18 protein-coding genes are annotated in these 21,852 nt (G+C 37.4%); 2 read left to right on the top strand and 16 right to left on the bottom strand.

Annotated features, from left to right (window positions below):
- Positions 1 to 27: 27 nt before the first annotated feature.
- The 6 genes from MHB75_RS08795 to MHB75_RS08820 all read right to left on the bottom strand — a co-directional run bounded on the left by MHB75_RS08795 (position 28) and on the right by MHB75_RS08820 (position 5,910).
- Positions 28 to 804, bottom strand: a complete 777-nt coding sequence (locus tag MHB75_RS08795) for an ABC transporter ATP-binding protein (protein ID WP_141273126.1) — start codon at positions 802 to 804, stop codon at positions 28 to 30.
- Positions 794 to 1,759: a FecCD family ABC transporter permease gene (locus MHB75_RS08800; protein WP_340997146.1), complete on the bottom strand. Its 966-nt coding sequence runs from the start codon at positions 1,757 to 1,759 to the stop codon at positions 794 to 796. Before MHB75_RS08800 ends, MHB75_RS08795 begins: the two co-directional genes overlap by 11 nt.
- Positions 1,756 to 2,628, bottom strand: a complete 873-nt coding sequence (gene isdE, locus MHB75_RS08805; protein WP_340997147.1) for a heme ABC transporter substrate-binding protein IsdE — start codon at positions 2,626 to 2,628, stop codon at positions 1,756 to 1,758. The genes MHB75_RS08800 and isdE overlap by 4 nt, the downstream gene beginning before the upstream one ends.
- Positions 2,629 to 2,694: 66 nt before the next feature.
- Positions 2,695 to 4,989 (bottom strand): NEAT domain-containing protein, encoded by a 2,295-nt coding sequence (locus MHB75_RS08810; protein ID WP_340997149.1) that lies wholly within the window; start codon positions 4,987 to 4,989, stop codon positions 2,695 to 2,697.
- Positions 4,986 to 5,579 (bottom strand): NEAT domain-containing protein, encoded by a 594-nt coding sequence (locus tag MHB75_RS08815; RefSeq protein WP_340997151.1) that lies wholly within the window; start codon positions 5,577 to 5,579, stop codon positions 4,986 to 4,988. Before MHB75_RS08815 ends, MHB75_RS08810 begins: the two co-directional genes overlap by 4 nt.
- On the bottom strand, positions 5,569 to 5,910 hold the full coding sequence (locus tag MHB75_RS08820; protein WP_141273137.1) for an antibiotic biosynthesis monooxygenase: 342 nt from the start codon (positions 5,908 to 5,910) through the stop codon (positions 5,569 to 5,571). Before MHB75_RS08820 ends, MHB75_RS08815 begins: the two co-directional genes overlap by 11 nt.
- A gap of 360 nt (positions 5,911 to 6,270) precedes the next feature.
- Between MHB75_RS08820 and MHB75_RS08825 the strand changes: the two genes are divergently transcribed.
- Positions 6,271 to 6,534 carry a hypothetical protein gene (locus MHB75_RS08825; protein WP_340997153.1) on the top strand — a complete coding sequence of 88 codons (264 nt, stop codon included), beginning with the start codon at positions 6,271 to 6,273 and terminating at the stop codon, positions 6,532 to 6,534.
- A 76-nt stretch (positions 6,535 to 6,610) separates the two neighbouring features.
- On the opposite strand, the gene sufB is transcribed toward MHB75_RS08825, so the two are convergent.
- The 7 genes from sufB to gltB form a co-directional block, all read right to left on the bottom strand.
- Positions 6,611 to 8,008 (bottom strand): Fe-S cluster assembly protein SufB, encoded by a 1,398-nt coding sequence (gene sufB / locus MHB75_RS08830; RefSeq protein ID WP_141273140.1) that lies wholly within the window; start codon positions 8,006 to 8,008, stop codon positions 6,611 to 6,613.
- Between the two features lie 32 nt (positions 8,009 to 8,040).
- Positions 8,041 to 8,469 carry a Fe-S cluster assembly sulfur transfer protein SufU gene (gene sufU, locus MHB75_RS08835; protein WP_445667001.1) on the bottom strand — a complete coding sequence of 143 codons (429 nt, stop codon included), beginning with the start codon at positions 8,467 to 8,469 and terminating at the stop codon, positions 8,041 to 8,043.
- Positions 8,462 to 9,688, bottom strand: coding sequence for a cysteine desulfurase (locus MHB75_RS08840; RefSeq protein ID WP_087680028.1), 1,227 nt, complete (start codon positions 9,686 to 9,688; stop codon positions 8,462 to 8,464). The genes sufU and MHB75_RS08840 overlap by 8 nt, the downstream gene beginning before the upstream one ends.
- Positions 9,688 to 10,989, bottom strand: a complete 1,302-nt coding sequence (gene sufD / locus MHB75_RS08845) for a Fe-S cluster assembly protein SufD (protein ID WP_340997159.1) — start codon at positions 10,987 to 10,989, stop codon at positions 9,688 to 9,690. Before sufD ends, MHB75_RS08840 begins: the two co-directional genes overlap by 1 nt.
- A 19-nt stretch (positions 10,990 to 11,008) precedes the next feature.
- Positions 11,009 to 11,791, bottom strand: a complete 783-nt coding sequence (gene sufC / locus MHB75_RS08850) for a Fe-S cluster assembly ATPase SufC (RefSeq protein ID WP_141273142.1) — start codon at positions 11,789 to 11,791, stop codon at positions 11,009 to 11,011.
- Positions 11,792 to 12,131: 340 nt separating this feature from the next.
- Positions 12,132 to 13,607 carry a glutamate synthase subunit beta gene (locus MHB75_RS08855; protein WP_340997163.1) on the bottom strand — a complete coding sequence of 492 codons (1,476 nt, stop codon included), beginning with the start codon at positions 13,605 to 13,607 and terminating at the stop codon, positions 12,132 to 12,134.
- Between the two features lie 12 nt (positions 13,608 to 13,619).
- A complete protein-coding gene (gene gltB / locus MHB75_RS08860) occupies positions 13,620 to 18,107 on the bottom strand; it encodes a glutamate synthase large subunit (RefSeq protein WP_340997164.1) in 4,488 nt (1,495 codons plus the stop codon).
- Positions 18,108 to 18,215: 108 nt separating this feature from the next.
- On the opposite strand from gltB, the gene MHB75_RS08865 reads away from it, so the two are divergent.
- Complete coding sequence (locus MHB75_RS08865) at positions 18,216 to 19,118, top strand: LysR family transcriptional regulator (protein WP_141273148.1); 903 nt, start codon at positions 18,216 to 18,218, stop codon at positions 19,116 to 19,118.
- Between the two features lie 169 nt (positions 19,119 to 19,287).
- Here the strand turns inward: MHB75_RS08865 and MHB75_RS08870 are convergent, their stop codons facing one another.
- The 3 genes from MHB75_RS08870 to MHB75_RS08880 are packed head-to-tail and all read right to left on the bottom strand — an operon-like array spanning position 19,288 to position 21,841.
- Positions 19,288 to 20,121 carry a MetQ/NlpA family ABC transporter substrate-binding protein gene (locus MHB75_RS08870; RefSeq protein ID WP_340997165.1) on the bottom strand — a complete coding sequence of 278 codons (834 nt, stop codon included), beginning with the start codon at positions 20,119 to 20,121 and terminating at the stop codon, positions 19,288 to 19,290.
- A gap of 24 nt (positions 20,122 to 20,145) precedes the next feature.
- Entirely contained in the window at positions 20,146 to 20,823 is a 678-nt protein-coding gene (locus MHB75_RS08875; RefSeq protein ID WP_340997166.1) for a methionine ABC transporter permease, read from the bottom strand.
- Positions 20,816 to 21,841 carry a methionine ABC transporter ATP-binding protein gene (locus MHB75_RS08880; RefSeq protein ID WP_340997167.1) on the bottom strand — a complete coding sequence of 342 codons (1,026 nt, stop codon included), beginning with the start codon at positions 21,839 to 21,841 and terminating at the stop codon, positions 20,816 to 20,818. The genes MHB75_RS08875 and MHB75_RS08880 overlap by 8 nt, the downstream gene beginning before the upstream one ends.
- Positions 21,842 to 21,852: the final 11 nt, after the last annotated feature.

Genomic DNA, 21,852 nt, shown 5'->3' on the forward strand with positions numbered 1-21,852 from the left:
ATTAGTAGTACCCCTCCCAATTTTATTTTAAACCTTCTTTTTTAAATGAATGAAATGTTTTTCACAATTGCTATCTTGAATACTCTTTACATGTATTCGAAATATGCGCTGAATCAAAGTTTCTGTCAAAATTTCTTCTGTGTTTCCTTTTGCAACAACTTCCCCCCCCTGCATAACGATAACTTCATCACTAAATTGAAGCGCTTGATTTAAGTCATGTAGTACCATGACAATCGTACGATTTTCCATTCGATTCATTTTTTCAATTACATGTAAAATTTCAAATTGATGATGCATGTCTAAGTAGGTTGTCGGTTCATCTAAAAGAATATATTCACTTTGCTGTGCGAGTGCCAATGCAATCCACACACGCTGTCTTTGCCCTCCTGAAAGTTGATGCACAAACTGATGTTGTTGGTCTATTAAGTCCGTTACGCGTAAAGCATCATCTACAATTCGATCATCCTCTGTCGTAAATCGCATCATTCCTTTACGATGTGGATATCTCCCCATCTCCACTAATTTACGGACTGTATAATTCATCGGTACATCATTTTGCTGATGAACAACAGCGAGCTTTTTCGCTCGTTCTTTTGCTGTATAAGTATAAAGCGACTGCTCATCTAATAAAAGTGCGCCACTTGTCGGTTTTAAAAGTCCTGCTAATAAATGTAACAATGTCGATTTCCCACTACCATTCGGTCCGATAATCGCTGTCACCTTTCCTTTCGGAATCATTAGCTGGTCAATCGCTAAAAAAGGAATTTTTTGATTATATGAAAAAGTAAGTTGTTTAATGTCCATAAATTGCACCAAACTTTCGAATTAATAAGATTAAGAACGGACCACCGATTAACGCCATAATAACCGAAGCTGTGATCTCATATGGCGGAATAATCGTTCTACCGATCGTGTCGGCTACAAGTAAAAGTGCTGCGCCAAAGAGTGCTGAAAATGGCAATAAAAAACGATAATCTGAACCTACTAATAAGCGAGATATGTGCGGTACTAATAAACCGATAAAAGCAATTGAACCAACAATGGCTGTTGCGACACTCGCTAAATAAATTGATATAAATAGAACCACCCATCTAACACGCATCAGTGGGAAGCCGATACTTCGAATCGTTTTCTCGCTCAACCCAAGTACATTACACCAACCCCCTACAAAAAGTGCTATGATAATTCCAACACCACTAAATAGCATTAATCCATTCGCATCATCCCACGTTTTCATACTTAGTCCTGTACTTTCCGTAAAATGAATCGCAGTCACGCCTGATACTTTAATAATGGCTGTAAATATCGCATTTAATGCAATCCCAACTAACAATACATAAATCGGTGACATCTGATATTTTTCCGTCACAATATATAGGATGAGGAAGGCGATAATTCCACCTGCAAAAGCAAAAATTGGTGCATAAAAGAATAGATGCGGCAGAAAATTAATAACGACAATATTTCCAAGCATCGCAGCCGTCGTAATACCGATAATTCCCGGATCTGTGAGTGGATTTTTAATTGCCGCTTGTAAGAGTGCCCCCGCTAGCCCCAGTGCAGCACCTGCGAATAATGCAATCAGTACACGTGGTAAGCGTAAATCAAATATGACACCGATTTGTCCGTCACGTTGGCCAAATATCCCCTTGACGAAGTCACTAATTGTCATGGGAATACTGCCTAACGTAAGCGACAGATACAAAATAACAATGAGCACGATTAACATTCCGCTATACATCCAAATGATTTTCTTCATGATTTTTTCTCCTCATACAATAGTTCGTACAATGTTTGAAGGGCTTCATCGGCATTAACATTCGCTGTAATTCCAAAAAGATTTTCATCTAAGTCATAGACGCGCCCTTCTTGTGTTGCTTTAAAATTACGCCATACGGTATTTGTTTTGAATTCTTCATCAAACATCGTTTTGACTTGTTTTGGAAAGCCATGTGAAGCACGTAAAATAACATCTGGCTGCATTTTGTATAACGTCTCTGTATTTGATGCAATAAACTCCTCATCTGATTTTGTCGCTTGAATGACATTTTCGCCCCCTGCCAATTCAACTAAATTACCTAAAAATGATTTTTCTGTTGAAATGAGATAACTTCCTGGTACACCTAATAAAATTAATACTTTCGGCTTTTTCTTCTGTTTGATCTTCTTTTGAATGGTAGCGATTTGTTTGTCATACACTGCATTCAACTGCTCCGCTTCTTTTTTATGATGAAACTGTTCACCTAGCTCTGTAATCGCTTTTTGCATGCCTTGGATGGAATTATAATTATAGTAAGTAGCGGATACACCACTCCCCTTTAACGCTTTTTCCATCTCTGGTTTAATACTCGTAACACTTAAAAGATGTGTTGGCTGTAGACTACGTACTATTTCTAAATCGGGCTGCTTTGCTTGTCCAATCGCTTGAACTTTCGCATATTTTTTTGGCAATATCTTTTCTGTATTCGGTACACCCACTAAATCTAAATTAAGCTTAGCAGCTGTTTCTGTTAGAGCAACCGTTGTTGCAATAATCCGTTCTCCTTCTTTTTTCGTTGGTTGTTCTTGCTTCCCACATCCTACTAAAAATAATAGACAGATTATGACGTATATGACGACTTTTTTCATGTTAGAACCTCCTTTATAAAAAGAGAAAACCGCAACAAATATGCGGCTTCCTCCTCACTTTTCTATCTATTTAAATATAATTTTTGTTGTGTAATGATGATTATATTTCATAGAAGGGATTTTTACATGTACTTTTACATACGCTCCCTTTTTTATGTTACTAACTGGAAATTGGACTGTACGTGTATTTTTACCTTTTGCGACCACTTTGGCAGAGACATATTTACTTCCTTGTTTCACTTTAAAGCTTTTCCACCAACTTGCGTTTTTTAAAGTCATTTTAACGTATGTCTTACTGCCGACTTTTTGGATAGTAGCAGGTTTTTGAACATATTGATCCATTACAGAGCGTTTACTTGTTTTATTTTTATAAACTATAAATGATTTTTTCGTCGTTTTTGCTTTATTTGAAACTTGAACTACTTTTTTCGTAGGAATGACTTTTCCAATTTGAATATAGTTTGTATAAGTTCCTTCATATTTTGGTTTTGTTGCTTGAATATGAACTGTTGATTTCACCAGCTTTTTAGGTGATACAATAGGAAATTGAACCGTACGTGTATTTTTAGTTTTGTTCGTTGAGACTGTTTTTACAGATGTCATCTTTCCATTCACTTCTGTTTTAAACGACTTCCACCAGCTTGCATTTTTAACAGTCATTTTTGCATAATATTTACCGTCACTCATCTTCGTAATCGTCATCGGTTTTGTGACGTAAGCATCTGTTGCAGATACACTTTTCTTATTCGACTTCAAAATTTTATAATTGTAGTTTGCGGTAGATACAATTGTTGCTGGCTTCACGTATTTTGATGTGACATCTAGATACGTCGTATAAGTACCTGCTAATTTTTTAGAAGCTGTCTGTAATGTGAAATGTAGCTTTGTTGTAGCTGTTGGTGACTTCACTTGGAAACGAACAGTACGTGTTTTCTTTTTCGAATTTGTAGCGATTGTTTTTACAGCTACTTTTTTACCGTTCACTTCTGCTTTGACAGATTTCCACATCGCTGCATTTTTTAAAGTCACTGTCGCATAATATTTACCTGCTTGTGTTTTTTCAACTTTCATTGGTTTCGTCATATATGCATTTGCTTTGGATGTTGCTTTTTTTGTCTTATTTTTTAATACATAATTGTATTTAGTTGTGCTGATGACTTTATTTGGATCAACGATAACTGGTGGTTTAACTGTTGGGTCGATTATGCGATTAAAATCAAAATATGTCGTGTAAGTTCCTTCGTAATTGCCCATTTGAATATGCGTTTTTGCTTTTATTAATTGATTAATTGAAGGTACTTCAAAACGTACAACTTTTGTATCCGCTGTTTTGTCTTCTTTTACAGTTGTAACATCTACAAGTTGACCAGCTACTTCTGTTTGGAATTCTTTCCAAATTGATGCTGATTTCAATGTCACTTCTGCATATTGTTTTCCATCTTTTTTGACAAGTCGAGCTGGGGTACCCATATAATTTGCCATTGTCGATGCTTTTTCTTTCGCTTCATCCCATACTTGGAAAGCTTGATCTTTTACAAACTGAAATTGCCCATTTTCAATGACATGATTAAAATCAAAATACGTTGTGTAGGTTGCGTCGTAATTACCTGCTTGGATATGCGATTCTGTTTTTACAACTTCATCTAACGAAGGAATCTCGATTCGTACTACGCGTGTATTCGCTGCTACATTCTCTTCCACAACAGTCGCTTCTGTTAATACATCGCCTACAAGTGACTTCAACCCTTTCCAATACTGTGCTGATTTCAAGGTAATATAAGCATAGGTTTTATCACCTACTTGAACAATTTGAGCTGGTGTTTCTACTGAACGTGTCACACCTGAAGAAATCGCATCTTTTTGCTCATTCCATACTTGGAAAGAACGTAAAGATGTTGCATCTTGTTGGAATTGTAGATACGTGGTATGTTGCATCTTCGTAGGACCTGCTTGAATCTCAATATCAGCTCGAATCGCCTGAGATGTAGAAGGTACTTCGAATTTTACAAGTCGTGTATTTTCTACTTCATTCGTTGAGATGGTTTCAACTTCTTTCATCTCACCATGGACATCTGTTTTAAATGAGTTCCAAATAGAAGCACTTTTAATCGTGACATATGCATAGGTTTTACCATTCTCCACTTGTAATTTTGAAACTAAATCCATGCTACGTCCCATACTTGAAGTTTCTTGTAAATCTGCATGTTTATATACTTGGAATGGCATGTACTGAACTTGCATTTGCGGCTCTACAACACTACTTTCTGCCGCTTTTACAGGTGTCGTATTCACTGAAAACATCGATGTAGTTAACAGTGTTGCAGCTGCTAATGACAGAATTGAATATTTCATCGGCTTCATTCTTTTCTCCCCCTTATTTGTTTTCCTACTATCGCAACAATCAAGAAGAACACCATCGCACTAATGACATAAACCCACCAACCCATTGGCTGTTCTTTCGTCTGTTTCTTCTCGATTATTTTAATTTCTTTTACATGATTGGATTGTTTGGCTAACTTATTTTCATCCAATACAAAATCAATTTCATAGCGGTTGTCATATAAAAAGTCTTCACCATCCACTTTTTCATTGATATAAACAGCGAGTGTTCCTTTATGTTTTCCACTTATTTGTTTCAATGGAAATTGAATTGTTCGCATATCTTTTTCTTTATTTGTTTTTACAAGTGTTTCTTTGTTTCCATCAAACGTGACTTCTTTCGTCCAATGACTTTTTAAAATAGTAATTTCAAGGTACATCTTTTGGTTTGATACAATGAGGATTGCGGGTTTTTGAAAGTAATCATTCGCAATAGATGTGCTCGATTCTCCACTTTTTTTTACTTCATACGGTATTTTATATGTTCCATTCTCGAGCGTCTGCGCCTTTGCATCCACAGGTAACATAAACAAACTACTCAATAAAAAAATAAAGATATATTTAGCCCACATAACCAACAGCTTCTGATGTATCGCTTTCTACAACCACTTCATAATGATCAATCGAGTTCCCTGTAACCATCTTTTGACCATCTGGTGTCATAGCTGGTTTTCGATGTGCTAAGTGAAATTCTCGTGATGAAAACCAATTTTCAAATGCTTTTTTATCTTCCCAAACTGTATGTACAAGTACCTCTTCATATCCTTTCATATTTAGCTTTTTCATAACTTTTAATTCTTTAAAACCTGGCATCTCTTCAATTCCTTGACGTACTTTAAAACGCTCTAAAATTGCATCTCCATAACCTTCTAAAACTTGAATCGTATTTGTAACCATATACATGATGTGTTTCCTCCTTTATAATTCCATTTCATTCTATTGATAACGATTATCATTGTCAATTTCAATTCCTGTTAAAAAAATGAAAAAAATACGCAAATTTCTATGTTATAAATAGAAATTTACGTATTCATTTCGTTGAATTCATATTTTATACATTCTTTTTATATAGATAATGTAGTTTTGCCCGACTTTAAATTTAAGCAATATACCATTTGTCTATAAAAAAATATTTTTAAAATGTCTTTTTATTCATTTTAAGGAACCTTATCTAGCAGAAAGTTCGTCTTTCAACTATAATGTAATATATCCATTTTAAGGATATTTAATAGTGAAGCGAAAGCAGAATGCGAGATGGAATGAATGACAAAAGCAAATTTTATCCAATATCTTTTAGCAAAAAAAGAAATCGAATTTTCATATGGGCGAAAAATTTTCTTTATTGCTTGGGATGAACAAAAAGGATTTATTTTATTAGATGTTTTATATGACGATACTTGTGTCGAGCTAACAGACTTTATTCAAAGTATTAAAGAATTTTTACAACAAGCACAAATTGATGGAAAAACACTCGAATATTTATTAGAATATGAGTTAGAACAAATAAAAATAATGGGTGTTTACTAAAAACTATTATAAATAACAAGAAATTAAGTTATAAAAAAAGCCTCCCAAACCAGGAGGCTTTTTAGTATTCAATGGATTAACCGATTGAACCTTCCATTTCAAATTTGATTAGGCGGTTCATTTCTACTGCGTATTCCATTGGAAGTTCTTTTGTGAATGGCTCAATGAAGCCCATTACGATCATTTCTGTTGCTTCTTGCTCAGAAATACCGCGGCTCATAAGATAGAATAATTGTTCTTCAGATACTTTTGAAACTTTCGCTTCGTGCTCTAAAGAGATTTGATCATTCATTACTTCGTTGTATGGAATTGTATCAGAAGTTGATTCGTTATCCATGATTAATGTATCACATTCGATATTTGCACGTGCATTTGTTGCTTTTTTACCGAATTTTACTTGTCCACGGTATGTTACGTTACCACCGTGTTTTGAGATTGATTTTGATACGATTGTTGAAGAAGTGTTTGGTGCTAAGTGAATCATTTTCGCACCTGTGTCTTGGTTTTGACCACGACCTGCAATCGCGATTGATAATGTCATACCACGAGCGCCTTCTCCTTTAAGGATACAAGCTGGGTATTTCATTGTTAATTTAGAACCGATGTTACCATCAACCCATTCCATTGTACCGTGCTCTTCTACAACTGTACGTTTTGTTACTAAGTTGTACACGTTGTTTGCCCAGTTTTGGATTGTTGTATAACGGCAGTAAGCATTCTTTTTAACAATAATTTCTACTACAGCTGAGTGTAGAGAACTTGTTGTATAAACTGGTGCTGTACAACCTTCTACATAGTGTACAGAAGCGTCGTCATCAACGATGATTAATGTACGCTCGAATTGTCCCATATTCTCAGAGTTGATACGGAAGTAAGCTTGTAATGGTGTATCTAATTTTACGCCTTTTGGTACGTAAATGAATGAACCACCAGACCATACAGCCGAGTTAAGTGCTGAGAATTTGTTATCTGCTGGAGGAATGACTTTACCGAAGTATTCTCTGAAGATATCTTCGTTCTCTTTAAGAGCAGAGTCTGTATCTTTAAAGATTACACCCATCTCTTCTAGTTCTTCCTTCATGTTGTGATAGACAACTTCTGATTCGTACTGTGCAGAAACACCTGCAAGGTATTTTTGTTCTGCTTCTGGAATACCTAATTTATCAAATGTTGCTTTGATTTCTTCAGGTACTTCATCCCAAGATTTTTGCGTTGCTTCAGATGGTTTTACGTAGTATGTGATTTCATCGAAATCTAAACCAGATAAGTCGCCACCCCATTGAGGCATTGGTTTTGAATAAAAAATTTCTAAAGATTTTAGACGGAAATCTAACATCCATTCTGGTTCTTTTTTCATCTGAGAAATTTCTTTAACAATCGCTGGAGTTAGTCCACGTTCTGTACGGAAAATCGATACATCTTTATCATGGAATCCAAACTCGTAATCACCGATTTCTGGCATGTTTTTAGCCATCATTTCTCCTCCGTTCATCGCTTAGTTTTGTCTTACTTATTTTCGTTAATTCCTTTTTCCATCGCTTTCCAAGCAAGTGTTGCACATTTAATACGTGCTGGGAATTGTGCTACACCTGATAATGCTTCCACATCACCAAAGTCTAAATCTTCATCATGTTCTTTTCCTAACATCATGTCAGAAAATACATGTGCTAATTCGACAGCTTCTTCTGTTGTTTTCCCTTTAACCATTTGCGTCATCATCGATGCAGATGACATTGAGATTGAACAGCCTTCACCTTCGAATTTTGCGTCTGAAACAATTCCATCTTCTACTTGTAAAGTTAAGTGGATGCGGTCACCACATGTTGGGTTATTCATATCAATTGAAACGTTTGAGCCTTCAATTGTTCCCTTGTTACGTGGTTTTTTATAGTGATCCATAATAACGCTACGGTATAGTTGATCTAAATTAGACATTTGCAAAATACTCCTTCGCAAATCGCACACCTTTTGTTAATTCATCGATATCTGCTTCATCATTGTATAGGTAGAAGCTAGCACGAGCTGTTGCAACACAATTCAACCATTTCATTAATGGTTGTGCACAGTGATGTCCAGCACGAACAGCGATCCCATTACTATCTAGCGCTGTTGCTAAATCATGTGGATGTACATCATCGATATTGAATGTTACAAGTCCTGTGCGAATTTCTGGATTTTGTGGGCCATAAATGGTTAGGCCTTCAACAGTTGATAAGTTTTCGAATGCATATTTCGCTAGTTTATGCTCATGCGCAATAATCTCGTCCATGCCGATTTCGTTTAAGAAGTCAATCGCTGCACCTAGACCGATTGCACCTGCAATAATTGGCGTGCCTGCTTCAAACTTCGCTGGAAGGTCTGCCCATGTTGAATCTTGTAAGCCAACGAAATTAATCATTTCGCCACCGAATTCAACAGGTTCCATATTTAATAGATGTTCTTTTTTACCATATAAAACACCGATACCTGTTGGACCACACATCTTATGTCCTGAAAAGGCTAAGAAGTCACAGTCTAAATCTTGTACGTCTGTTTTCATATGTGGAACACCTTGCGCACCGTCAACAACCATTACAGCACCATGCTGATGTGCAACTTGTGCAATAGCTTTTACATCGTTAATTGTACCAAGTACATTCGATGCCATTGTGATTGCGACGATTTTTGTGCGATCAGTAATCGCTTTTTTCACTTCATCCATTGATAAAGTGCCATCTGCTTCTAATTCAATATATTTCAATGTGGCTTTTGTTGCTTTCGCAAGTTGTTGCCATGGAATCAAGTTAGAATGATGTTCCATATACGTGATGACAATTTCATCACCTTCTGAAACATTTGCACGACCATAGCTTGATGCAACCATGTTTAAACCTGTTGTTGTACCACGTGTGAAAATAATTTCCTCTGTGGACTTGGCGTTAATGAATTGACGGACTTTCTCACGAGCACCTTCATATTCGTCAGTCGCACGATTCCCAAGTGTATGCACACCACGGTGTACATTTGAGTTATCAAATTCATAATACTTTTTAAGAGATTCGATGACTTGAATCGGTTTTTGAGAAGTTGCTGCACTATCTAAATAGATTAGCGGGTTCCCATTAATCTCTTGGTTTAAAATTGGAAAATAGCTACGAATGTCGTCTTTGATCATTATTTTACTTTCCTTTCGATTACCTCAACCAATTGTTTGCGTACACCCTCAATTGGTAATTGGCTTACTACAGGCTCAAGGAATCCATGAATAATTAGACGCTCAGCGTTTGCGCGTGTAATACCACGACTCATTAAGTAGTAAATTTGAAGTGAATCAACGCGACCTACAGACGCTGCGTGTCCTGCAGTTACGTCATCTTCTTCGATTAAAAGGATTGGGTTTGCATCCCCACGTGCGTTTTCTGAAAGCATAAGTACGCGTGATTCTTGTTCAGCGTTCGCTTTTGTTGCGCCGTGTTCGATTTTACCAATACCGTTGAAGATTGCGCGTGCCGCATCTTTCATAACTGCATGTGTTAAGATTTGACCATCTGAAGATTTACCCCAGTTACGAACTTCTGTTGTGAAGTTTTGGCTTTGTTTACCGCGACCGATGACAACTGTTTTTGCATCAGCACGTGAACCATCACCACGTAAATGTGTTACATTCTCAGAGATTGTATCGCCATCATTCATTAAACCTAATGCCCAATCTAATGATGCATCGCGTTTTGTTTCGCCGCGACGGTTGATGTATGAAGTGAATCCTTCTGCTAATGTATCGACTGCGCCGAATGTTACGTTTGCGCCGTCATTTACGATGATTTCTTCTACGATATTTACTTGGCCTTTTGCTGCGCCAATTGAAATGTAGTTTTCAACATATGTTACTTCTGCAAAGTTATCTGCTACAAGTAATACGTGGTTGAATAATGATACATTTTCATCATCTGTGAAGAATACAGCTTGAATTGGTTCTTTTACTTGTACATCTTTTGGTACATATACGAATAATCCACCGTTCACAAGTGCTGCATGTAACGCTGTTAATTTATGTTCATCTACTTCTACAGCTTCTGTCATGAAGTATTTTTGAACTAAATCACTGTGTTCTTTTACAGCAGTGAATAAATCCGTTACGATAACACCTTGTTCTTTTAATTCATCTGCTACTTGTAAGTAAGCAGGTGTATTGTTGTGTTGGATGTAAAGTGTTTGTTGATTTTCATCAACGATTGCTTGAACTTCAGCTGGAAGTTCTGTTAAAGAAGAAATTGCTTTACCTTCAACCTTGTGTTCTGGGAATTCAAAGAAGTTCCAAGAATCTACATTTGTTTTGTCAGGCTTAACCATTTCTAATGTTTCTACTTTTTCAAGTGCACGTTCACGAAGCTCCGTTAACCACTTAGGTTCATTATGTGCTTCAGAGAATGAGCGTACGTCTTGAGCGCTTACCGCTAATTTTGTTTCCACAGTCATGGCTTGCTCGTCCTCCTTCTTATGCTTCTTCAGTTACTGCGTCTGTGTCTTCAATACCTAATTCTTGTTTAATCCAGTCATAACCTTCAGCTTCTAAACGTTGTGCTAGTTCAGAACCGCCTGATTTTACTACTTTACCTTGCATCATTACGTGTACGTGATCTGGTGTGATGTAGTTTAATAGACGTTGGTAGTGCGTAATCATTAAGCAACCGAAGCCTTCACCGCGCATTTCATTAATACCTTTTGATACAACTTTTAATGCATCGATATCTAAACCAGAGTCGATTTCATCAAGAACTGCGAATTTTGGTTTAATCATCATTAACTGAAGAATTTCGTTACGTTTCTTTTCCCCACCAGAGAAACCTTCGTTTAGGTAACGTTGGCTCATTTCTTCTGGCATTTCTAAGAATTCCATCTTTTTATCTAATTCACGGATGAATTTCATGATTGAGATTTCATCGCCTTCTTCACGACGTGCATTGATTGCTGAACGTAAGAAGTCGGCATTTGTTACGCCTGCGATTTCTGAAGGATATTGCATAGCTAGGAATAAACCAGCTCGTGCACGCTCATCTACTTCCATCTCTAATACATCTTCACCATCTAGTGTAATTGAACCAGAAGTTACTTCGTATTTTGGGTGACCCATGATTGCAGAAGCAAGTGTTGATTTACCCGTACCATTTGGTCCCATAATTGCATGGATTTCGTTTGTATTTAGTGTTAAGTTCACACCTTTTAAAATCTCTTTGTCTTCGATTGAGACATGTAGATCTTTAATTACTAAAGTTGACATTCCATTACCTCCATTGAATTATTAGGTTGGTTTCCCATTCCTAAATTATTATCATTCTAATTTTAACGCAAATAAAAGCCATTAGCAACTCATTTGATACTCATTATCATTTCACTATAAAATCCTTAAAAATTCTTTACTTTATTCTATTTCCGAGGATTTCTAACATTTCCATTCTCATTTTCAATAAAGAAATCTAATTGAGAATCGTTTTCACTTCTGAAATAGTGATAACTGATTAAATTGTGGCTACTCAATGAACTCTCATCTAATAATAACAACTTTTAAAGAAAAAAAAAGACCAAATGAGAAAATTCTCACTTAGCCTTTTGGGGAAAAATTATCTAACTGCGATTGCTAGGCGCTTCTTCAAAAATCCATGTACGACATCGGCTACCTCCCGTCCTTCGCGAATCGCCCAAACAATTAGGCTCGGTCCTCGTCTTGCATCTCCAGCTGTAAAGATGCCTTCTTCACTTGTTTCATATTTTTTAGTTGCGTAAATTCGATTGTTTAAAACACGTACATTGAAATGTTCACCGAGTTCTTCTTCAATTCCCTCAAAGCCAATCGCCACAAATACATAATCTGCAGGCCATACTTTTTCTGTCCCTTCTAGCTCATTAAAGTAGACATATCCTTCTTCATTGATTACCTTTTCCATCTGGATTGTATGCAGTTCTTTTAATCGACCATCAGGATATGCCACCATCTTTTTCGTTTGAATGCAGTATTCACGAGGATCTTGTCCGAATTTTTCAACCGCCTCCTCATACGCATAGTCTAGTTTATATACACTAGGATCTACAGGCCATGGTTGGTCTTCTGAGCGTGTCATCGGTAGTTGCGGATGCTTCCCAAATTGATGTACTGATTTTGCGCCTTGTCGAAGAGCTGTTGCCACACAATCCGCTCCAGTGTCACCTCCGCCAATAACAATGACATCCTTCCCTTTCACATCAATTGGTGCTGGTTCATTTGCTAGTACACTTTTTGTTGTCTTCGTCAAATAGTCCATCGCGCGAATAACACCTGTTGATTCGCTACCTTCTAAATGAAGTGAACGTGCGACTGTTGCACCTACACAGAGAATGACTGCGTCGTACTCTTTTTGCAGCTGTGACTTTGTAATGTCACGTCCGATTTCTGTATTCAATTGAAAATGAATTCCTTCTGCTTCAAGTAAATCCACACGTCTTTGAACGACGGATTTATCTAACTTCATATTTGGAATACCATACATTAATAATCCACCTGCACGGTCGTCTCGTTCAAATACCGTTACTTCATGCCCCATTTGATTAAGTTGATCTGCTGCTGCTAGACCTGCTGGACCTGAACCAACAATCGCTACACGATAACCTGTTCTAGCATTTGGAATACGTGGTTTTACCCACCCTTCTTCAAAACCACGATCAATAATTGCTCGCTCAATATTTTTAATCGCTACTGCTGGATCATGAATAGCTACCGTACATGCTCCTTCACATGGCGCCGGACAGACTCTACCTGTGAATTCTGGGAAGTTATTTGTTAATTGTAATCTTTCTAACGCTTCTTTCCACTGGCCTTTGTAAACTAAATCATTCCATTCAGGCATTAAATTATGAATCGGACAACCTGCTGCCATTCCTCGAATCTCTATGCCCATATGACAAAAAGGTGTACCACAATCCATACAACGCGCGCCCTGAATTGATAAAACATCATCTTCGAATCGACGTGTATATTCATCAAAATTCGTCACACGTTTTTTAGGTGCAACTTCATTCCCTTTTTGTCTCTCATATTCCATAAAACCAGTTTTCTTTCCCATGATGGACACCTCCTATTTTGTCGCAGACATGAATGCTTGCATCGCTGCTTCTTCTTTATTTAACCCTTCATCTTCAAATGTTTGAATCTCCTGTAGCATCATTTCATATTGCTCTGGAATTACTTTAATAAATGCTTTTTTCTTTTCTTCAAAATGATTTAAAATATCTTGTGCTTTTGTACTTTCTGTAATCAAATAGTGCTGTTCAATTAAATGATGTAAGTTCGTTTCATCTTTTTTCGTTAATACATCTGCGATACGAATCATCTCTTTATTACATGCTTTTTCGAATTCCTCACGATTTGTAGGGCAAATATAGACCACACCACCAGACATACCTGCTGCAAAGTTTTTACCGACATCACCTAAAATGACTACATGACCACCTGTCATATATTCACAGCCATGATCGCCTATTCCTTCTACCACGATATCAGCGCCACTATTTCGAACTGCAAAACGTTCACCTGCTCGACCATTAATTAGCGCTTGACCACCTGTTGCACCGTAAAGACAGACATTCCCTGCAACAACATTTTTCTCGGCCTGCCCTTTCAATGGTGAGATGACAGCCGCTGTACCACCTGATAGCCCTTTTGCAAAGTAATCATTCGCATCACCTTCTACAGTCATCAACATTCCTTTTGGCATGAAAGCACCGAAACTTTGACCTGCACTTCCTTTAAAATGCAGTTGAATCAGTTGGTCTGGTAATCCTTTTGCACCGTATCTTTTTGAGATTTCGCTACCAACTATTGTCCCCACTACACGGTCTACGTTTCGAATTGGTGAAGTGACTTGGATGGCTGTTTTTGTTTGAATTGCGTAATCAACTTGTCTGAACAATGAACGCATATCAAGTGATTGATCTAAATGATGATTTTGTTCTACTTGTTTCGTACGCGGTCCTTCTACTTGCACAAGCAGTTTCGATAAATCTAAGTGGCGTGCTTTCCAATGCTCTTGCCCTTTCTTTCCTTGTTCGAGTATATCTGTACGTCCAACCATTTCGTCAAATGTACGGAAACCTAATTTCGACATCCACAAGCGAACATCTTCTGCAATAAAGTACATAAAGTTGACTACATGTTCTGGTTTTCCCATGAACTTTTCACGAAGCGCTGGATTTTGTGTAGCTACCCCTACAGGACATGTATCTAGATGGCATGCACGCATCATGACACATCCAAGTGCAATCAGAGGCGCGGTCGCAAAGCCAAATTCTTCTGCACCAAGTAATGCTGCTAGAATTACGTCTTTCCCTGTCATAAGTTTACCGTCTGTTTCCAATGTGACACGCTCACGTAAATGATTCAGCATCAATGTTTGATGTGCTTCTGCTAAACCAAGCTCCCACGGTAAGCCCGTATGTTGAATACTCGTCTTAGGCGAAGCACCTGTTCCGCCATCGTATCCACTAATGACAATTTTATCGGCTGCACCTTTTGCTACACCTGCTGCAATCGTCCCAACACCTGTTTTCGCTACTAGCTTCACACTAATACTTGCTTCTCTGTTCGCGTTCTTTAAGTCATGAATCAATTCAGCCATATCTTCAATTGAATAAATATCATGATGTGGTGGAGGTGAGATTAATCCAACACCAGGTGTTGCACCGCGAACTTTCGCAACCCACGGATATACTTTATTCCCTGGTAACTGACCACCTTCACCGGGTTTTGCACCTTGCGCCATTTTAATTTGTAATTCATCTGCATTGACTAAATAATGCGAACTAACACCAAAACGTCCTGAAGCAATTTGCTTAATCGCACTTCTTCTTAATTGTCCTTTTTCGTCGACTTCAAAGCGTTCTGGAGATTCTCCTCCCTCACCTGAGTTGCTGCGACCTCCAATTTGATTCATCGCAATCGCTAGTGCTTCATGTGCTTCTTCAGAAATTGAACCATAAGACATAGCACCTGTTTTAAATCGTTTGACAATCGATTGTGCTGATTCTACTTCTTCTAACGGAATTGATTGTAAGTCTTCTTTGAATGTGAATAAATGGCGTAAAAATCCGATTTGTTCTTCATTTGCCATCTCTGCATATTGATAATACAGTCCAGCATCATTTTTACGAACAGCCCACTGTAATGTATGAATCGTTTTCGGATTAAATGCGTGATGTTCTCCACCTGAACGCCATTGATATTCGCTGCCTGATTCTAATAATAAAGAATTAGCTTCAACTGCTTCATGGAATCGTTTCTCAGCTTCTAATTGAATCGTTGCTAAATCAATGCCACTCAACTGTGATTTTGTACCTGTGAAATGTTGAGCAATCACATCCGTATGAATCCCTACTGCTTCAAAAATCTGGGCACCGCGATAACTTTGTACCGTTGAAATCCCCATTTTCGCCATTACTTTAACAATTCCATCTGTCATCGCTTTTCGGTAACACGCGAAAGCTTCTGATAATGTTTGTGACAATTTTTCTGTATGCACTAGTTCCTCTACTGTTGCATAAGCCAAACTCGGATAGATTGCATCTACACCGTAACCGATAAGCGTTGCAAAATGATGAACTTCTCGCACTTCTAACGACTGTACAACTATGCTGACACGCGTACGTCTACCTGTTCGAATTAAATGATGATGTACGCTACTTGCTGCTAATAAAATAGGTACTGTCGGTGTGATAGTCTGTAGGTCATCTGATAATACGATAATTTCAGCACCATCTTGAATTGCTTCATCTACTTGTTTTGCTAAATTTTTCAATATTTTTTCTAAATCTTCTGTCATTTCAAGAGAGATTGTCGCAATGCGGAATTGATTTTGCTTTTGTAATGCTAGCCATTCTCCTGGTGTTAAAATCGGTGAGTCTAATTGAATGCGACGACTATTATTTTCCGTTGGATGTAATAAGTCACCTTCTTTACCAAGCAATGTCATCGTACTCGTCACAATATGTTCTCGAATTGAGTCAATTGGCGGATTCGTCACTTGCGCAAATAATTGTTTGAAGTAATGGAATAGCGACTGTGGTTTTTCCGATAAAACAGCGAGTGGTGCATCATTCCCCATCGAACCAATCGGATCCTTTCCTTCTTGTAGAACAGGTAACAGATATTTTTTCGTATTTTCATATGTGTAGCCATGAATTTTTTGACGTAATCTTATTTCATTTATTTGCACTTCGTCTTCCAGAGCTGTCAATTTAACAAGGGACTCATCCAACCACTTTTCATATGGTTTTTCTGTCGCCATTTGATATTTCAGCTCATCATCCGCAATTACGCGACCTTCTTCTAAATCAATTAATAACATCTTTCCAGGACTTAAACGCTCTTTATACAGAACATCTTCTTCTTTTACATCCACTACACCTACTTCAGAAGAAAAGATCATATAGTCATCTTTCGTTACATAATAACGCGCTGGTCGTAAACCATTTCGGTCTAAAATCGCCCCAATTTGCTTTCCGTCTGTAAAACAAATAGCTGTTGGACCATCCCAAGGTTCCATTAATGTACTGTGATAATTGTAAAAAGCTTTTTTCTCTTTTGAAATATGTGGATTTTCTGTCCAAGGTTCTGGAATCATCATCATCGCTGTTTGTGCTGGTGTACGTCCTGCTAAAACGAAGAACTCAAATGCATTATCTAACATGGATGAGTCACTACCACTCTCATCAATAATCGGTAAGACTTTTTGTAAATCGTCTCCAAATGCATCTGAAATAAATTGTTGTTCACGCGCTTTCATCCAGTTAACATTTCCTTGTAATGTATTGATTTCACCGTTATGAATCAAGTAACGATTTGGATGTGCTCGTTCCCATGAAGGAAATGTATTCGTACTATAGCGTGAATGGACCATTGAAAAGGCCGAAGTAAAGTGAGGTTGTTGCAAGTCTTTATAAAAAACAGCTACTTCTTCAGGTGCTAATAGACCCTTAAAAACCATTGTTTTACTTGATAGACTCGCACAATAAAATGAGATGTTTTTTGCTTTCGCAAATCGTTCCGTCTGTTTACGAATAAGATATAGTTTACGCTCAAAAGCGAGATCAACTGTTTGTGGATTGGCTTGAATAAATAATTGTCGAACAATGGGTGCTGTCTTTTTCGCTGTATCGCTCAATGTCGATGCATCAACTGGTACTGTTCGGAATCCTAGAACAGTTTGTCCTTCTGCTTCTGCATATTTTTTCATTTGTTCTTCAACTACTTGTTGACCTTTTGCATCGTCTTGCGAAAAGAATAGCATCCCTACACCATACATACCTTCTACCGGTAATTGAAAGGCAGTTATTTCTTGGCGAAAGAAATCATGTGGAATTTGTACCATCAGTCCTGAACCATCACCTGTTTTCCCATCGCTTCCTCTCCCAGCACGGTGATCTAGACGACATAGCATTTCCAATCCTTTTTCAACGATTTCATGTGTTTTTTTTCCTTTTAAATTAACATATAGACCGATACCGCATGCATCATGCTCGTCTCTTGGTGAATATAAACCTTGCTCTTTTGGTAATAAATGAAATGACATATCGATTCCTCCCTTGTATTCTATATTTTAAATTCACAAATTCATATAAACAATATATAATTTATATAGAATCAATCGTTTTTTTAGATGAATAGGGGATGTATAACTATGGAATTAAGACAACTACGCTACTTTGTAGCTGTTGCGGAAAGAGAACATATATCAGAGGCTGCTGAATCTTTACATGTCGCACAGTCAGCAGTCAGTCGACAAATTTCCAATTTAGAAACAGAACTTGGTACAGAATTATTCGAACGTATTGGACGAAATGTTAAACTTACACCAATCGGTAAAGTTTTTTTAGAACATGCTCTCATTGCGCTTGAAGCCATCGACTTCGCTGCCAAACAAGTCGAAGAATACTTAGATCCTGAACAAGGAACAATTAAAATCGGCTTCCCAACAAGTCTTGCAAGCTTCTTATTACCAACCGTCATTTCGGCATTTAAAAAAGAGCATCCGAATGTATCTTTCCACTTGCGTCAAGGTTCATATCGCTATCTAATCAATGCGGTGAAAAATCGTGAATTGAATCTTGTTTTTTTAGGACCTGTCCCTAAAAAAGATGAAATCATTGATACAAAAATTCTGTTTACAGAAAAAATATCTGCACTTTTACCTGCTACACACCCACTTGCAACAAAAAAAGAAATTCAACTAGCAGATTTACGTAACGAGCCTTTTGTATTATTCCCAGATGGCTTCATTTTAAATAAAGTCGTAGTGGATGCTTGTAAATCGGTTGGATACACACCAATCGTGAGTTCTGAAGGTGAAGATATGGATGCTCTAAAAGGGCTTGTAGCAGCTGGAATGGGTGTTACGTTACTTCCTGAGAGTGCCTTTTATGATTCGACACCAAGACGTACGGTTCGTTTACCACTATCTGAGCCAAGCTTCACACGCAATGTAGGTGTTGTATTCCCACATAACCGTGAATTAGCACCATCTGAAAAAATATTTTTAGAATTTGTGAGTACCTTCTTCTCACGTCTTACACAATTCATCTAATTGTATAAATACCCGAATCTCACATCATCTATATACAACTTAGAAAACGGGATATTAAGCGAATGTAAAATAAAAGCTCGGAAAGCTGTGTCATTACACATGCTACTCCGAGCTTTTTCATGTAAAAAAATAAAGAGCATCGCCTAAATCGGCAATACCCTTTAGTTCATTATTGGTTCACAGGAACAACTGAACCTTTCCACTCTTTGTTGATGTAGTCTTGGATTTCTTTTGAGTGTAAAACTTTCATTAATTCTTTGATTTCTTCTTTATCTTTGTCACCTTTACGAACTGCTACTACGTTTACATATGGTGAGTTTGAATCTTCAATTGCGATTGCATCTTTTGTAGGAATTAAACCTGCATCAATTGCATAGTTTGAGTTGATAATCACAGCATCACCTTCGTTATTTTTGTACATTTGTACTAATAGTTCTGGAGCTGTTTTTGTATCGATTTTTAAGTTTTTAGGGTTTTTATCAATATCTTTTAATTGTGCTGTTGATTTTTTAACGCCGTCTTTTAACGTGATTAAACCTTTTGCTTCAAGTAATGTTAAAATACGACCTTGATCTGCTACAGAGTTTGATACTAGAATTGTCGCGCCTTTAGGAAGGTCTTCTAATTTTTTATACTTTTGAGAGTAGATTCCGATTGGCTCGATGTGTACGCCACCAGCACTTTCAAAATCATAACCATTGGATTTGATTTGATCTTCTAAATACGGAATGTGTTGGAAGAAGTTCGCATCTAAATCTTTTGAATCTAAATCTTTATTCGGTAAGATGTAATCTTGGTACGGTTCGATTTCTAATTTGATACCTTCTTTTTCAAGAATTGGTTCTGCTTGTTCAAGAATTTTAGCATGTGGTACGTTTGAAGCACCGATTTTAATTACTTTTTCATCGCCGTCTCCTGATTTTTCTGAAGAACCACATGCTGCTAAACTAAGTGCTAGTGCTGCTGTTAAAAGACCTGTTACTAATTTTTTTGATGTTTTCATGATTCATTTCCCCTTTTCTTTGATCTATCGTTTATCAATTTTTGCTGTAATCAAATCTCCAATGAATTGAATGATGAATACAACAACTAATACTAATACTGTTGCGACGAATGTTACGTCGTTTTGACTACGTTGGAAACCATCTTGGAAGGCTAAGTAACCTAGACCACCTGCACCAATGATGCCCGCCATCGCTGTATAACCTACTAAAGCAACTGCCGTCACTGTAATCCCTGAAATTAACGCTGGTAAAGATTCTGGAATCAATACTTTCCAAATAATTGTTCCTGTTGTTGCACCCATCGAACGAGCTGCTTCAATCACACCACGATCAATCTCTTTTAATGCAATCAATACCATGCGTGCATAGAATGGTGCAGCCCCGATAATCAGTGCCGGTAATGCTGCGTTTGCACCACGCATTGTTCCCATTAAGAAAATTGTAAATGGAATTAATAAGATCACTAAAATAACGAACGGAATAGAACGGAAAATATTCACGATTACTCCTGTTAAAAAGTTCACAACCTTATTCGCCCATAATTGGCCCGGTGCTGTTAAGAATAAAATAATCCCTAGCACTAGACCTAAAATAAATGTAATGATGGTTGAAACACCTGTCATATAAAGCGTTTCTAGCGTGGCTTGCCACATTCCTTCCCAATCAACATTTGGGAATAGTCCTGTCGCTTCGTTATTCATGTGACATCACCTCCGACTTAATTCCTTCAGCAGTTAAATATGCTACTGCCTTTTCAACTTCTTCATCTGTTCCAGCAAGTTGTACGATTAACGTACCGTATGGACCACTTTTTGTCGGAGATATATTGCCATGTACAATATTTACATCGACATTAAACTGACGAATAAGTTGTGTCATAATCGGTTGCTCTGTTTTTGAGCCGACAAAGAATAATTTAATTAATTTGCCATTTTGGTATTGTTCTTTAATTTGTTCAATCGACTCTTGTTGCCCTACTGTATTCGTTACTTGTTGAACGAATCGTTGTGTAACAGGTGCCTGTGGTGCGTCGAATACTTGAAGAACATCGCCTTCTTCTACGACTTTCCCTTGCTCCATTACGGCTACACGATGACAGATTTTACGAATCACGTGCATCTCATGTGTAATTAAAATAATCGTGATACCGAGTTTTTCATTTACACTGCGTAATAAGTCTAAAATTGAATCCGTAGTTTCAGGGTCTAATGCTGATGTTGCTTCATCACAGAGTAATACTTCTGGGTCATTTGCAAGTGCACGCGCAATACCTACACGTTGTTTTTGACCACCTGATAATTGTGATGGATAAGCTTTTTCTCTTCCTCTTAATCCAACAAGTTCGATCAATTCTGCTACTTTTTTCTTTTTAGCAGCTTGATCAATACCTGCAATTTCTAAAGGAAAAGCGATATTCTCTTCTACCGTTCTTGACCATAATAAATTGAAATGTTGGAATACCATACTAATTTTATGACGTGCTGCACGGAGTTTAGCACCTTTAATTTTTGAAATATCTTCACCATTTACAATTACAGAACCACTTGTTGGTTTCTCTAAGCCATTAAATAAACGAATCATCGTACTCTTACCAGCACCACTGTAACCGATAATACCGAAGATTTCACCATCTTGGATAGTTAAGTTTACTTGATCGACAGCTGTGAGGGGACCATTTGAAGTTTTATATTGTTTTGTCACATTGCTGAGTTGAATCAAATTGTTTCCCA

Origin of the sequence: Kurthia sp. FSL E2-0154 (assembly GCF_038003625.1) — a bacterium.
Lineage (GTDB): Bacteria > Bacillota > Bacilli > Bacillales_A > Planococcaceae > Kurthia > Kurthia gibsonii.

Bases quoted from the DNA above. Each gene is read 5' to 3' on its own strand.
- MHB75_RS08840 (WP_087680028.1), bottom strand. From the start codon at position 9,688: ATGATCAAAGACGACATTCGTAGCTATTTTCCAATTTTAAACCAAGAG.
- MHB75_RS08855 (WP_340997163.1), bottom strand. From the start codon at position 13,607: ATGGGAAAGAAAACTGGTTTTATGGAATATGAGAGACAAAAAGGGAAT.
- isdE (WP_340997147.1), bottom strand. From the start codon at position 2,628: ATGAAAAAAGTCGTCATATACGTCATAATCTGTCTATTATTTTTAGTA.
- MHB75_RS08800 (WP_340997146.1), bottom strand. From the start codon at position 1,759: ATGAAGAAAATCATTTGGATGTATAGCGGAATGTTAATCGTGCTCATT.
- MHB75_RS08810 (WP_340997149.1), bottom strand. From the start codon at position 4,989: ATGAAGCCGATGAAATATTCAATTCTGTCATTAGCAGCTGCAACACTG.
- MHB75_RS08865 (WP_141273148.1), top strand. From the start codon at position 18,216: ATGGAATTAAGACAACTACGCTACTTTGTAGCTGTTGCGGAAAGAGAA.
- sufC (WP_141273142.1), bottom strand. From the start codon at position 11,791: ATGTCAACTTTAGTAATTAAAGATCTACATGTCTCAATCGAAGACAAA.
- MHB75_RS08795 (WP_141273126.1), bottom strand. From the start codon at position 804: ATGGACATTAAACAACTTACTTTTTCATATAATCAAAAAATTCCTTTT.
- gltB (WP_340997164.1), bottom strand. From the start codon at position 18,107: ATGTCATTTCATTTATTACCAAAAGAGCAAGGTTTATATTCACCAAGA.
- sufB (WP_141273140.1), bottom strand. From the start codon at position 8,008: ATGGCTAAAAACATGCCAGAAATCGGTGATTACGAGTTTGGATTCCAT.
- MHB75_RS08875 (WP_340997166.1), bottom strand. From the start codon at position 20,823: ATGAATAACGAAGCGACAGGACTATTCCCAAATGTTGATTGGGAAGGA.
- MHB75_RS08825 (WP_340997153.1), top strand. From the start codon at position 6,271: ATGACAAAAGCAAATTTTATCCAATATCTTTTAGCAAAAAAAGAAATC.
- sufD (WP_340997159.1), bottom strand. From the start codon at position 10,989: ATGACTGTGGAAACAAAATTAGCGGTAAGCGCTCAAGACGTACGCTCA.
- MHB75_RS08870 (WP_340997165.1), bottom strand. From the start codon at position 20,121: ATGAAAACATCAAAAAAATTAGTAACAGGTCTTTTAACAGCAGCACTA.
- sufU (WP_445667001.1), bottom strand. From the start codon at position 8,469: ATGTCTAATTTAGATCAACTATACCGTAGCGTTATTATGGATCACTAT.
- MHB75_RS08815 (WP_340997151.1), bottom strand. From the start codon at position 5,579: ATGTGGGCTAAATATATCTTTATTTTTTTATTGAGTAGTTTGTTTATG.
- MHB75_RS08820 (WP_141273137.1), bottom strand. From the start codon at position 5,910: ATGTATATGGTTACAAATACGATTCAAGTTTTAGAAGGTTATGGAGAT.